Source organism: Nonomuraea glycinis (assembly GCF_014646515.1).
Classification (GTDB): Bacteria; Actinomycetota; Actinomycetes; order Streptosporangiales; family Streptosporangiaceae; genus Nonomuraea; species Nonomuraea glycinis.
Genome location: NZ_BMNK01000020.1, coordinates 93488 through 105995 on the forward strand (window position 1 = coordinate 93488; position 12508 = coordinate 105995).

The 12508-nt window shown below is 71.3% G+C and carries 11 protein-coding genes; 8 read left to right on the top strand and 3 right to left on the bottom strand.

Annotation, left to right across the window (positions count from 1 at the left end; genetic code table 11):
• Positions 1-469: 469 nt before the first annotated feature.
• Genes IEY87_RS38910 through IEY87_RS38940 form a run of 6 tightly spaced genes read left to right on the top strand, consistent with a single transcriptional unit; the run spans position 470 to position 7172 of the window.
• Positions 470-1828 (top strand): uracil-xanthine permease family protein, encoded by a 1359-nt coding sequence (locus tag IEY87_RS38910; protein WP_189143871.1) that lies wholly within the window; start codon positions 470-472, stop codon positions 1826-1828.
• Positions 1825-2826 carry an FAD binding domain-containing protein gene (locus tag IEY87_RS46345; RefSeq protein WP_225278100.1) on the top strand — a complete coding sequence of 334 codons (1002 nt, stop codon included), beginning with the start codon at positions 1825-1827 and terminating at the stop codon, positions 2824-2826. Before IEY87_RS38910 ends, IEY87_RS46345 begins: the two co-directional genes overlap by 4 nt.
• Positions 2823-3305, top strand: a complete 483-nt coding sequence (locus tag IEY87_RS38925) for a (2Fe-2S)-binding protein (protein WP_189143872.1) — start codon at positions 2823-2825, stop codon at positions 3303-3305. Before IEY87_RS46345 ends, IEY87_RS38925 begins: the two co-directional genes overlap by 4 nt.
• A gap of 19 nt (positions 3306-3324) precedes the next feature.
• The gene (cutA, locus tag IEY87_RS38930) at positions 3325-5676 is read left to right on the top strand and encodes an aerobic carbon-monoxide dehydrogenase large subunit (protein ID WP_189143873.1); all 2352 of its coding nucleotides are present in this window, start codon (positions 3325-3327) and stop codon (positions 5674-5676) included.
• A gap of 9 nt (positions 5677-5685) precedes the next feature.
• Complete coding sequence (locus IEY87_RS38935; protein ID WP_189143874.1) at positions 5686-6720, top strand: leucine-rich repeat domain-containing protein; 1035 nt, start codon at positions 5686-5688, stop codon at positions 6718-6720.
• A gap of 32 nt (positions 6721-6752) precedes the next feature.
• Positions 6753-7172 (top strand): hypothetical protein, encoded by a 420-nt coding sequence (locus tag IEY87_RS38940; protein WP_189143875.1) that lies wholly within the window; start codon positions 6753-6755, stop codon positions 7170-7172.
• Positions 7173-7300: 128 nt separating this feature from the next.
• Here the strand turns inward: IEY87_RS38940 and cydB are convergent, their stop codons facing one another.
• From cydB to IEY87_RS38955, 3 genes are all read right to left on the bottom strand, one after another.
• On the bottom strand, positions 7301-8185 hold the full coding sequence (gene cydB, locus IEY87_RS38945) for a cytochrome d ubiquinol oxidase subunit II (protein ID WP_189143876.1): 885 nt from the start codon (positions 8183-8185) through the stop codon (positions 7301-7303).
• A gap of 27 nt (positions 8186-8212) precedes the next feature.
• Entirely contained in the window at positions 8213-9556 is a 1344-nt protein-coding gene (locus IEY87_RS38950) for a cytochrome ubiquinol oxidase subunit I (RefSeq protein ID WP_189143877.1), read from the bottom strand.
• Between the two features lie 180 nt (positions 9557-9736).
• A complete protein-coding gene (locus IEY87_RS38955; protein WP_225278101.1) occupies positions 9737-10657 on the bottom strand; it encodes a polysaccharide deacetylase family protein in 921 nt (306 codons plus the stop codon).
• Between the two features lie 106 nt (positions 10658-10763).
• On the opposite strand from IEY87_RS38955, the gene IEY87_RS38960 reads away from it, so the two are divergent.
• Together IEY87_RS38960 and IEY87_RS38965 are read left to right on the top strand one after the other, a co-directional pair.
• The gene (locus tag IEY87_RS38960) at positions 10764-11513 is read left to right on the top strand and encodes an SRPBCC family protein (protein WP_189143878.1); all 750 of its coding nucleotides are present in this window, start codon (positions 10764-10766) and stop codon (positions 11511-11513) included.
• Positions 11514-11591: 78 nt separating this feature from the next.
• Complete coding sequence (locus tag IEY87_RS38965; RefSeq protein WP_189143879.1) at positions 11592-12488, top strand: hypothetical protein; 897 nt, start codon at positions 11592-11594, stop codon at positions 12486-12488.
• Positions 12489-12508: the final 20 nt, after the last annotated feature.

The window sequence follows — 12508 nt, forward strand, 5'->3', positions numbered from 1 at the left end:
CCCGGGGGTGTGAGACCGGGCGAGGTCGGCGACGGGGAGGTGGAAGCAGAAGGAGCCGGTGACGCCGCAGGCGCCTCGTTGGGTGTCGGGGCGGGGATGGCCGGGCTTGCCGTGGCAGCCGACGGAGGTGCGGCCGTGTACGACGGCATGGGCGATGGGGGCGGAGTGGCCTCACCCCTTGCGGACATGAACGTGCTCCCTTGTCGCGAAGGCACAGAATATCTTGTCTACATTACCTGCCTGAAATATGTAGTTTGTCGGATCGGGCGGCAGGGACGGCGCTGTCCCTGCCGCCCCGCCGCACCGGAACCGCCCCCTCGGGTGATCACCGAGCCTTCGGGGAAGGTGTGCGCGAGAAGAGCTCTGGTCAGCGGGCCAGATTTGGCAGATCATGCCCGTGTACACGCTCGCCAGTGGGCCTAATCTGCCCGCAACGCAAGCACCCGGTCCGGGCGAAGAGGGGCTCACAATGGCCTTTGGATGGACCAAACACGGCGACGGCAAACACCTGGCCCCCGGCGAGGTCGTACGGCCTGATGAGCGGTTGAGCTGGCCCCGGATGGTGGGGTTCGGGGCTCAGCATGTGGTGGCGATGTTCGGGGCGACGTTCGTCTTCCCGCTGGTGATGGGGCTCGACCCCAATGTCGCGATCATGATGTCGGGGGTCGCGACGATCCTGTTCCTGCTGATCGTCAAGGGGAAGGTGCCCAGCTACCTGGGCACCAGCGCGTCCTTCGTGGGCGGTGTGCTGGCCATCAGGGCGCTGTTCGGCGGCGACACGGCCGGCGCGGACGCGATCGTGACCGGGGCGATCCTGGTCGTCGGGTTCGTGCTGGCGCTGGTCGGCCTGGCGGTGCACTTCCTGGGCGCGGACGTGATCAACCGGATCTTCCCGCCGGTGGTGACCGGCGCGGTGGTCATGCTCATCGGGTTCGGCCTGGCGTACGTGGTGGCGGACGTCTACTGGCCGCAGGACCAGTGGATGGCGCTGGTCACGATGCTGGTGACGTTCGTGCTCGTGGTGGCGTTCAAGGGGTTCGTCGGCCGGATCGGCATCCTCATCGGGCTGGCGGTCGGGTTCGTGCTCTCCTGGGGCGCCGACCGGCTCTTCGGCATGGTGCCCGCCTACGACGACGGGGCCGTCCAGGTCGCGGCGCACTTCCGGGTGGACCTCAGCAAGGTCGAGTCCGCCCCGTGGTTCGGCTGGCCCGACACGCACTGGCCGGACTTCGAGTTCTCGGCGGTGCTGCTCGTGCTGCCCGCCGTCATCGCGCTGGTCGCCGAGAACATCGGCCACGTCAAGGCCGTCGGCGAGATGACCGGGACCGACGTCGACCCCTACGTAGGCCGCGCCGTCGCCGCCGACGGCATCGCCACCGTGGTGACCAGCGCGGTCGGCGGCTCGCCCACCACCACCTACGCCGAGAACATCGGCGTCATGGCCGCCACCAAGGTCTACTCCACGGCCGCCTACTACATCGCGGGCGTCATCGCGATCGGGTTCGGGCTGATCCCCAAGTTCGGCGCGCTGGTGTCGGCCACGCCGTCCGGCGTGCTGGGCGGCGTCACGGTCATCCTGTACGGCATGATCGGGCTGCTCGGTGCGAAGATCTGGATCGAGAACCGGGTGGATTTCGCCGATCCGGTCAACATGGTCCCGATCGGTGCGGGCATCATCCTGGCGATCGGACCGGTGAAGCACTTGATCAGTGACGACTTCAGGCTGGAGGGCATCGCGCTGGGCACCATCGTGGTGGTCGGCGGGTGGCACCTGCTGCGCGTGATCGCGAGGCGGACCCCCGAGGCGATCAGGAGTGACGCCGGGTGAAGCCGCCGCCGTTCGAGTACCACGGCCCCCGCGACCTCGGGGAGGCCCTGGAGACACTGGCCGCCGTCGGGGCGCACGGCAAGGTGCTCGCCGGTGGGCAGAGCCTGATCCCGATGCTCAACATGCGGCTGGCGGCGCCCGCGCACCTGGTCGACATCAACCGGCTGGCGGCTCTCGCCGTGGTGCGGGAGACGCCGGCGGGTGTCACCGTGGGCGCGCTGGCCCGGCACTCGGAGGTGGCGCGGTGTGGCGCGCATCCGCTGCTCGCCCAGGCGCTGCGGCTGGTCGCCCACCCGGTGATCCGCAACCGGGGCACGGTCGTGGGCAGTCTCGTGCACGCCGACCCGGCCGCCGAGCTGCCGGCGGTGCTCGCCGTACTGGATGGTTCGGTACGGCTGGCGAGCGTGGGCGGGGACGGCGTGCCGACGGACAGCGTACGAAGGGACGGCGTGCAAAAGGACGGCGTGCCGAGGGGCGGCGTACGAAGGGACGGCGTGCAAAGAGACGGCGTGCCGAGGGACGGCGGCGGCGGGGTGGTGGCGTTGCCGGCGGGGACGGCGGTGCGGGACGTGCCGGCCCGCGAGTTCTTCACCGGGCCGATGGAGTCGGCGGCGCGGCCCGGCGAGCTGGCCGTGTCCGCACACTTCCCGGCGCTGGGCGCGCGGACCGGGACGGCGTTCCGTGAGGTGGCCCGGCGGCACGGCGACTACGCGCTGGCCGGCGTCTGCGCCGTGGTGCGGCTGGATGAGGACCTGCACATCGACGCCGCCCGGGTGGCGTGCATCGGCGTCGGGCCGGTGCCGGTCGTGGTGGACGTGAGCGGCGTGTGCGAGCGGCGGCCGGCCGTGAGCGTCGACTGGCCGGCGGTGGCCGCGGCGGTGCGCGAGCGGACCGACCCGGAGGGCGACGTGCACGCCTCGCCCGTCTACCGCCTGCACCTGGTGGGTGTGCTGGCCGAGCAGGCGTTGCGGGAAGCGGCGAGAGAGGCGGCGGCATGACGGCCGAGCACGAGATCACCCTGACGGTGAACGGCACCGCCCGCCGGGTCACCGTGCCGGGCCGCAGGCTGCTGTCCGACTGCCTGCGCCACGACGTAGGCCTGACCGGCACCCACGTGGGCTGCGAGCACGGCGTGTGCGGCTGCTGCACGGTGCTGCTCGACGGGCAGCCGGTGCGCTCGTGCCTGACGTTCGCGGTGACCGTGGACGGGCGCGAGATCACCACCGTGGAGGGGCTGGCCGGGCCGGAGGGGCTCTCGCCCGTGCAGCGGGCCTTCGCCGAGTGCCACGCGCTGCAGTGCGGCTTCTGCACCCCGGGCTTCCTGTGCACGGTGACCGCGCTGCTGCGGGAGAACCCGGCGCCCACGGACGAGGAGGTGCTGGAGGGCATCTCCGGCAACCTGTGCCGCTGCACCGGCTACCAGAACATCGCGAAGGCCGTCCATCGGGCGGCCGAGCTGCTCGCCGAAGAGGCGTGACCACCAGGAGGCGAGGCCCGTGACCACCAAGCTGTTCGGGGAGCCGGTACAACGCCGCGAGGACCCCCGGCTGCTCGCCGGGCACGGCCGCTACCTGGACGACCTGGGCTCCGGCGCGCTCGCGGTCGCGTTCGTACGCTCGCCGCACGCGCACGCCCGCATCCGGGACATCGACGTGGCACCGGCGCTGGACGTGGACGGGCTGGTGGCCATCTACACCTGGGAGGACCTGCCGGAGCGGGTCGGCCGCCCGCTGCCGCTGCTGATCCCGCATCCGGCCCTCACCCACGGGCGCACCGCCTATCCGCTGGCCAGGGACGTGGTCAGGCATGTGGGCGAGCCCGTCGTCATGGTGGTGGCCACCGACCGCTATCTCGCCGAGGACGTCTGCGCGCTGATCGAGGTGGACTACGAGCCGCTCAAGGCGGTCGTCGGGCTGGAGGAGGCGGCGCACGGGGCCGCGCTGGTGCACGACGACGTGCCCGGGAACGTGGGGGCGCACCTGGTCCAGGAGGTCCTGTCGGCGGCCGGGCGCGGCGCGGCGGAGGCCATCGAGGCCGCCCCGCACACGCTGGCCTTCCGGCTGGACATCGAGCGCAGCGCCAGCACGCCGCTCGAAGGCCGTGGCGTCTACGCCCGCTGGGACGGCACCGACCTGCGCGTCTACTCCAGCACCCAGACCTCCACCAGCGTCCGCATGGCCATCGCCGCCGCGCTCGGCCTGCCGCTGCCGCACGTCGAGGTGATCGCCCCCGACGTGGGCGGCGGGTTCGGCGTGAAGATCGTGCACCCGTGGCCGGAGGAGATCCTGGTGCCGTGGGCGGCCATGCTGCTCGGCCGGGAGCTGAAGTGGACCGAGGACCGGCGCGAGCACTTCATCGCCGCCGCGCACGAGCGCGGCCAGGTGCAGCACGTGCGGGTGGGCTTCGACGACGACGGGCGGGTGCTCGGGCTGGACGTGACGATCCTGCACGACCACGGCGCCTACACGCCGTACGGGATCATCGTGCCGATCATCACCGCCACCCAGCTGCTCGGTCCCTACCGGATCGGGGCGTACCGGGTGGAGTTCAGCGCCGTCTACACCAACACCGTGCAGGTCACGCCCTACCGGGGCGCGGGACGGCCGCAGGGCGTGTTCTGCATGGAGCGGACCATGGACAAGATCGCGCGCTATCTGGGCAAGGACCGCACCCAGGTGCGGGAGGTCAACTTCATCCAGCCGGACGAGTTCCCGTACGACCAGGGGATGATCTTCCAGGACGGGCGGCCGCTCATCTACGACAGCGGCGACTACCCGCGGATGCTGCGCATGGTGAAGGAGCTCATCGGCTGGGACGACTTCCGGCCCGCGCCCGGCCGGGGCATCGGCATCGGCTGCTACGTCGAGGGGACCGGTGTCGGGCCGTACGAGGGCGGGCATGTGCAGATCACCTCCGACGGGCGGGTGCACGTCTCGACCGGGCTCACCTCGCAGGGGCAGGGACACGAGACCGTGTTCGCGCAGATCGCCGCCGACCGGCTCGGCGTGCCGATCGAAAGGGTCTCGGTCGTCACCGGCGACACCCGCCGCTTCGGCTACGCGGTGGGCACCTTCGCCTCCCGCGCGGCCGTGATGAGCGGCAACGCGATCGCGCTGGCCTGCGCCAAGGTGCGGGAGAAGGCGCTGCGCATCGCCGGGGACGCGCTCGAGGCCGACCCGGCTGACCTGACCATCAGCGAAGGGCTGGTGCACGTGGCGGGCTCGCCGTCCGCCTCGATCCCGCTGTCCACGGTCGCGGTGCTGGCCAACCCGCTGCGCTACGCCTTCGACGAGGAGACGGCCAAGGCCACCCAGTTCGCCGGGACGGCCTCGCCGGACCGGCCGCCGGTCGCCGAGGGGGAGGAGCCGGGGCTGGAAGGGCGCGGCTACTACTCGCCGATCAGGTCCACCTTCGCCGCCGGCATGCACGCGGCCATCGTGGAGACCGACCCGCTGACCGCCGAGATCAAGGTGGTGCGTTACGTCGTCGTGCACGACTGCGGCAAGCTGATCAACCCGATGATCGTGGAGGGGCAGATTCACGGGGGAGTGGCGCAGGGCATCGGCGGCGCCCTGTACGAGCGGATGGCGTACGACGCGGACGGGCAGTTGCAGAACGCCTCCTTCATGGACTTCCTCATGCCGTACGCCACCGAGGTCCCGCGCATCGAGACCGGCCACCTGGAGACGCCGTCCCCGCTGAACCCGCTGGGCATCAAGGGTGCGGGCGAGGCCGGGGTGATCCCCGTCTCGGCGGTGATCGCCTCGGCCCTGGAGGACGCCGAGGGCATCGAGATCGACCGGATGCCGATCTCCCCGTCGGAGCTGTTCGACCTCCGTGGTGGATGATCTCGGTCCATGGACACCGAACTACGGGCGCCGGGCGCGGGCCTGACCTCGATGCCGGGCACGGCGAGCGAGCTGGCCCGGACCCGCCTGATCGACCTGGCCTGGAACGAGCTCACCGAGCTGCCCGGCTGGGTGGCGCGGCTGCCGTCGCTGGAGGAGCTCAGGCTCGACGGCAACCGCCTGCGCGCGCTGCCCGACCTCTCCGGCCTCGACGCGCTGCGGGCGCTGCACCTGGACGGCAACGACCTGACGGCCTTCCCGTCCTGCCCGCCGCACCTGGAAACGCTCTTCCTGTACGGCAACGCCGTCCGGGCGCTGCCCGACGGGCTCCCGCACTCGCTGCGGCACCTGTCGGCCGGCCGCAACGGGCTGACCGAGGTGCCCGGCGGGTTGTGGAAGCTGACCGGTCTACGATCGCTCAACCTCGCCGAGAACGCCCTGACCGAGGTGCCCGCCGCCATCGGCGGGCTCGGCGCGCTGCGCATGCTCGACCTGGGCCACAACCGGCTCACCGCGCTCCCGCCCGAGCTGGCGGACCTGCCCCTCACCGACTATCTGTACGCCAGTGACAACGGCCTCACCGAGGTCCCCGAGGCGCTCGGCAGGCTGGACCGGCTCGCCTATCTCAACCTGACCGACAACCGCCTCACCCGGCTGCCCGCGAGCCTGGGCCGGATGGCGTCTCTGATGGAGCTGCGGCTCTACAACAACCGGCTGACGGCGCTGCCCGACTCCATCGGCGCGCTGGGCCGCCTGCGCGAGCTGCACCTGCGGGGCAACCGGCTGACGGAGCTGCCCGGCTCGATGGCGGCCCTGGGCGAGCTGCGAGTGCTGGATCTGCGCGACAACCTGCTGAGCTCACTGCCGGGCTGGCTGGCGCGGCTGCCCCGGCTCAGCCACCTGGACCTGCGCAACAACCGCCTGCGTGAGTTGCCGGCCGAGCTGCCCGCGCTGGACCGGCTCGACCTGCGCTGGAACAAGCTCGACGGCGACCCTCCGGTGCTGCGCCGGCTGGCCGAACACGGTTGTGTCATTTTGCGCTGAACCGTGGCGGCGAAGCCTGCGTACCTCCGCACATGACGACTTATTCACGTCTGACCGCTTTCGCGCTGCTGGTCGGGCTCGTCGCTGCTTGTGCGCCGGGTGGCGACGAGAATGTCGCCGCAGGGAGCAACCAGGCTCCCGCGGTGCCTCTCACCGTGGAGGATCTCTCCTCCCAGGTGGGCTGCGAACCCCGGATGCAGGTCGACGCGAGCGACCTGCGTACCGGCTACTGCAAGACCGACGCGGGGGAGTTCTTCGTGAACACCTTCACCAGCGAGGAAGGGAAGAACGCCTGGATGGACCAGGCGCCCGAGTACAAGCCGCACCTGGTCGGCCCGCTGTGGACGGTGCTGGGCGACCTCAAGGTGCTCAAGCAGTTGCAGGGGCCGCTCAAGGGCGACCTGCACCTGAAGGACCACCGCGTCACCCCCACCCCGGCCGCCGCCGGCTGACCGCGGGCGGTTCACGGTCATTCGGTGCAAATGGGAGCACCGGTGAACGTCAACCGCCGGTGTCCGCCGGCCGCCGCGGCCCGGAGCAGCGTGGCCGCGGCGGCCAGGGCGCCACGAAGATCATGCCGTCACGAACGGACCGCCACCTGAACCCGCTTCCTGAACACCCAGTACGTCCACCCCTGATAGCCGAGCACGAACGGCAGCGCGATCAGCCCGATCCAGGTCAGCATGGTCAGCGTGTAGGGGCCGGAGGCCGCCTCGGCCAGCGTCAGGCCGGGCAGGGGCGCGCCCCTGAGCTGACTGAAGACCGCCACCGAGACCAGCACAATGGCCACGGTCATGGCGGTGAAAGCCCAGCCCTCCTTGCGCAGAAAGACCAGTACGGTGGCCGCCGCCAGCACGCCCATGGCGGCCAGCGCCGGCAGTGAGCCCATGCTCGACAGCGCCACCACGGCCACCGGGAGCACCACGACGCTCGCGGCCAGCGCGGCCGTCCTGGCGCGCCGCCGTACCGGACCCTCGGTGCGCAGTGCCAGGAACACCGCGCCGTGCAGCAGGCACACCGCGAGCGTGAACGCGCCACCGAGCAGTGCCGCCTCGGCGCTGCCGAACAGCAGGTCAGCGAAGATCGTGCCCCAGACGAACGCGGGCAGCGCGCTGCCGATCACGATCCCCAGGTCGCACCAGGCGGGGTTGGCCACCTTGCCGCGCCACTCCAGGCCGACGCCGCGCACGATCAACCCGACCAGGACCAGCACGACGGGCAGGTAGAAGCCGCTGAACATGCCCGCGTACCAGGCCGGGAAGGCGGCGAACATGGCGCCCACGGCGGTGATCAGCCAGACCTCGTTGCCGTCCCAGACCGGGCCGATCGTCTCCAGGCTCTGCCGCTGCTCCTCGCCGTCCGCGCTGACGAACGGCGCCAGCAGCCCCACGCCGAAGTCGAAGCCCTCAAGGACGAAGTAACCGGTCCACAGGAAGGCGATGATGACGAACCACAGGTCGATCATTGTCTGCACCTCATGACTGTCTGCACCTCAATACATGAGCGACGGTTCGAGTTTCTCGGCCGCGCGGACGGGCTCGGGCTCGTCGAGGCCCTTGCGTACATGCCTGGTCAGCAGTACGGCCTCCGCCACCGCGAGCGAGCCGTACAGCAGGGTGAAGATCGTCAATGAGATGGCCACCTCGGTCAGGCTCACCCCGGGGGAGACGCCGGCCGCGGTGAGCAGTTCGCCCGCCACCACCCAGGGCTGGCGGCCCATCTCGCTCAGCAGCCAGCCGGCGGTCACCGCGATCAGCGGCGCGGGCAGGGCCAGCACCAGCAGCCGGGACAGCCAGCGGGGCATCGGCCGGCGGCGCCGGGTCAGCCACAGGCCGAGCACCGACAGGCCCACCGTGGCCAGGCCGAACACGATCATGACGCGGAACGACCAGAACGTGATCGCCTGGTTCGGCCGGTAGTCGCCGGGGCCGAACCGCTCCTCGAAGCGCGCCTGCAGGTCCTCGGTGCCCTGCACGGTGGCGTCGGGGTCGTTGGTGGACAGGAAGCTGAGCACCTTGGGGATCTCGATGCCGGGCGCCACCGTCAGCGCCGCGCCCGCCGTGTCGCGTTCGAGTCCCTCGGCGGAGGCCAGCTTCATCGGCTGCTGCTCGTACAGGAGTTTGGCGGACATGTCGCCGGTCCCGGCGACGACCACGCCCGCGATGGCGGTCATCACCAGCGCCGCCCGCGCGGCGCCGCGCCACATCTCGGCGTGCGTGCGCAGCAGCCAGTAGCCGCACACCGCCAGGATGAACCCGCCCGCCACCACGAACGCCGAGCCGATCACGTGCGGCACCTGGGCCAGGGCGGTCGAGTTGGTCAGCACCGCCCACAGGTCGGTCATCCGCGCCTTGCCGTCGACGACCTCGTAGCCGACCGGGTGCTTCATCCACGCGTTGGCAGCCAGGATGAAGTAGGCGGACAGGTTCGAGCCGATCGCGGCGGCCCAGATGCACGCCAGGTGCACCCTCTTCGGCAGCCGGCCCCAGCCGAAGATCCACAGTCCGAGGAAGGTGGACTCCATGAAGAACGCCAGCAGCGCCTCCATGGCCAGCGGCGCGCCGAACACGTCACCCACGAACGTGGAGTACTCCGACCAGTTCATGCCGAACTGGAACTCCTGCACGATGCCGGTGACCACCCCCATCGCGAAGTTGATCAGGAAGAGCTTGCCGAAGAACTTCGTCAGCCGGAGGTAGTGCTCCTTCCCCGTACGGTGCCAAGCGGTCTGCAGTCCTGCCACGAAGACGCCCAGACCAATCGTCAACGGCACAAACAGGAAGTGATAAACGGTGGTCACCCCGAACTGCCACCGTGCAAGATCAAGCGCGTCCATGTTCCCCTCACCGGACCGTGAGCTCTACAGGCTGTAGTACATCTACTTGCAGTAGTACTACAAGCTGTAGAGCAATGCCATGCGACCTTGGTCACACGAGGCTCAACGATGCCCCTCACCAGGTGTCCGGCGCGTCACCCGCGCGGCTGACCGCCACCTACGCCGCGAGGCGGACGGTGGCTACTTGCGCGGGGAGGTGGCGGCTTCCAGGTACGCCTGGAGGTTGCCCAGCTCGAAGCCCCGGCGCTTGATCTTCCTGATCAGGATGCGGAAGTCCCGGTCCAGATTGGGTCGGAAGTGCAGGAGGAGGATGTCACCGGGGTGCAGCTTCTTGTCCGGTGTCTGATAGGCGATCTTGCCGCCCGGCTGGACGGAGGCGGTCCAGAGCAGCACCGAGGTCAGGCCGCAGCTCTTGGCCGCCCGCAGCGTGTCGGTGTTGTAGCTGCCGAACGGCGGCCTGAACAGGGTGGGCCTGGCGCCGGTCCGCTCGGCGATCAGCTTGGAGGCGCCGCAGATCTCCTGCCGCTGGGCGGCCCTGCTGAGCCGGAGGAGGTCGGGGTGGGTCAAGGTGTGGTTCTCGATGGGCACGCCCACGTCCTGGAGCGACCGGAAATATCCCCACTTACCGGCACCTGTGTAGCGGCCTTGCCCGCCGGCCGGATCGGGGACGCCCCTGGCCTCCACCGCGTCCCGCATCGCGAACGCGGTGATCGGGATGCGCTGGTCACGGATCTGCAGGACGAAGCCGGGATCCTGCTCCCAGCCGTCGTCGATGGTCAGGAAGACCACCTTGCGTTCGGTGGGGATCGAGCTGACCACCGGCGGCAACCCGCCCAAGGCCCGCACCCTGCCCACCTCCCCCTCCCGCGGCACCGCGCCCGGGGTGCGTACGTCGCTCATCTCGCCCTCACGCGGCACCGCGCCCGGTGGGTGCTGGGGTGTGGGGGAGGTGGTGGCCGGGGTGGGCGCCGGAGCGGACTCGGCGGCGGTGACCCGCGACGTCGACCCCGGAGAACAGGCCCCTGCCAGCAGGAACACCGTCACCACGGCCGCTCCCGCGGCCGTTCTCGCCTCGCGCACCTCTGCCGCCCCCGTCGTCACCCCGGCACAATGCCGCCCCATCCTGCCAGTCCTCGTGCCGGATCGATAATCGGTTGGGCAGGTGTTGCCCTTATCCCGGCGGGAGATCGCTTTCTAGAGTGTCAGTGTGAAAGTCGCAGGCAGTGCCGTGATCGGCATCGAAAGAGACCGCGTATGGGCCGCGCTCCAGGATCCGGCGGTGCTGGTGCGCACCATCCCCGGCTGTGAGCGCCTGGAGGAGTGCGGACCGGACACCTACCGGATGACGGTCAACGCCGGGATCGCCTCCCTGAAGGGCGTCTACCAGGGCGAGGTGGCGCTGGCCGAGCCGTCCGCCCCGGAGAGCTTCGTGCTCAAGGCCCGGGGACAGGGCGCGCCGGGCACGGTGGACGCCACCGTGCTGGTACGGCTGAGCGAGACCGACAGCGGGACCCGGGTCGACTACGCCGCCGACGCGGTGATCGGCGGCATGATCGGCGGAGTGGGGCAGCGCATGCTCGGCTCGGTGGCCAGGAAGACGGCCGGCGAGTTCTTCGCGGCCGTCGAGGACCACCTCCGCGCCCCCGCCGGGGCACTCACCGAAGACGGCCCTCACCTGCCGGCCCCCGCAGCGGCCGGCCCTCACCCACGGGTCCGCGAAACGGCCTCCCACGAGCAGTGGGCAGGGCAAGCGGCGCCCCGCGAGCAGTGGGCCGGGCAAGTGGCCTCCCACGGGCAGGAGGAGGCGGCGCTTGCCCGCCCGGCCGTCTACGAGCGGCCGGCGAAGCAGCGCACCGAGACGCCGCCGTGGGTGCTGCTGGCCGCGTTCGGCATGGGCGCGGGCGTGGCGCTCACCGGCGCCGCCGTGGGCTGGCTGCTGGGCCGCGGCCGACGCTAGAGCGGGCGCGCTCTCGTCGGGGCCGCTCGGTGGAGGCGGGCTCTCGCGGAAAAGGATCTCCCGGCGTAGCGTGACCATATGCGGCAGGCACATGCTGAAGACGCCCGAACCGAGGCCAGGCGAGTCGTCCGGGACCTGCTCGGAGAGGAGCGCCCGACCGCCGGCGTGCTGATCGCCGACGCGCGTCCGGTCGTCGGCGACGAGCGTGCCGACCGCTGCGTCGGCCTGGCGCTGGGCGCCTCCCTCACCCGGCGGTCGGCCGAGCTCGCCGCCATCGCCGCGCTGCTCGTCGGCACCCGGGACCTGGGCGCCGAGTGGTGGACGCGGCCCAGGGGCGGCAAGCTGTCCGCGCCCGACGAGGTGCTGCGCACGGCGGTCGCGATCGAGCCGTGGACGGACCTGACCGCGTTGGAGATGCTGGCCGCCTGGGTGTCCGACGACGCCGCCGACGAGCTGTGGGGCCGGCCGGTCGCCCAGGTGGACCTCAACTCCTGGCAGGCGGAGGACCGCTTCCACCTGCCTCAGGGCGTGCTGCCGGGCCAGCGGCTGGTCGTGCACTTCGACGCCGGCGGGCGGCTCGACGCGGTGGTCACCCAGCGGGCCGACGACGACCTCGGCTCCAACCTGGACTTCCATTCGTTGCGCTACTCCCGCCCGGCCGAGGCGCAGTGGAGCTGGGGCGTGGCCGCCGGGCTGGGCCCGCACCGCCTGCCGGGTGACGAGCCCGACCCGTACACCGAGCCGGTGGAGGCGGCGGCGGCCCGGATCCTGCGGGACTGGGCGCTGCGCCACGGCGCGACCGCCGGGCAACTGGGCGAGCGATGGGCGGACGTCGGCGACGTGGTGGCCGCGATCGAGCGGGTGGACTGGATGTGGCGCAGCGCCGAGTGGTTCGGCTGGTGGCGCGGGGTGTCGGCCCTGGTGGACGGCTCGGCCTACCTCCCCTACCGCCTGGAGGAACTCGCCGCCGGCTGACCGGCCCGACCGTACCCATG

Coding starts and splice junctions, on each gene's coding strand:
- IEY87_RS38910 (WP_189143871.1), top strand. CDS start 470: ATGGCCTTTGGATGGACCAAACACGGCGACGGCAAACACCTGGCCCCC.
- IEY87_RS38925 (WP_189143872.1), top strand. CDS start 2,823: ATGACGGCCGAGCACGAGATCACCCTGACGGTGAACGGCACCGCCCGC.
- IEY87_RS38935 (WP_189143874.1), top strand. CDS start 5,686: ATGGACACCGAACTACGGGCGCCGGGCGCGGGCCTGACCTCGATGCCG.
- IEY87_RS38940 (WP_189143875.1), top strand. CDS start 6,753: ATGACGACTTATTCACGTCTGACCGCTTTCGCGCTGCTGGTCGGGCTC.
- cydB (WP_189143876.1), bottom strand. CDS start 8,185: ATGATCGACCTGTGGTTCGTCATCATCGCCTTCCTGTGGACCGGTTAC.
- IEY87_RS38950 (WP_189143877.1), bottom strand. CDS start 9,556: ATGGACGCGCTTGATCTTGCACGGTGGCAGTTCGGGGTGACCACCGTT.
- IEY87_RS38965 (WP_189143879.1), top strand. CDS start 11,592: ATGCGGCAGGCACATGCTGAAGACGCCCGAACCGAGGCCAGGCGAGTC.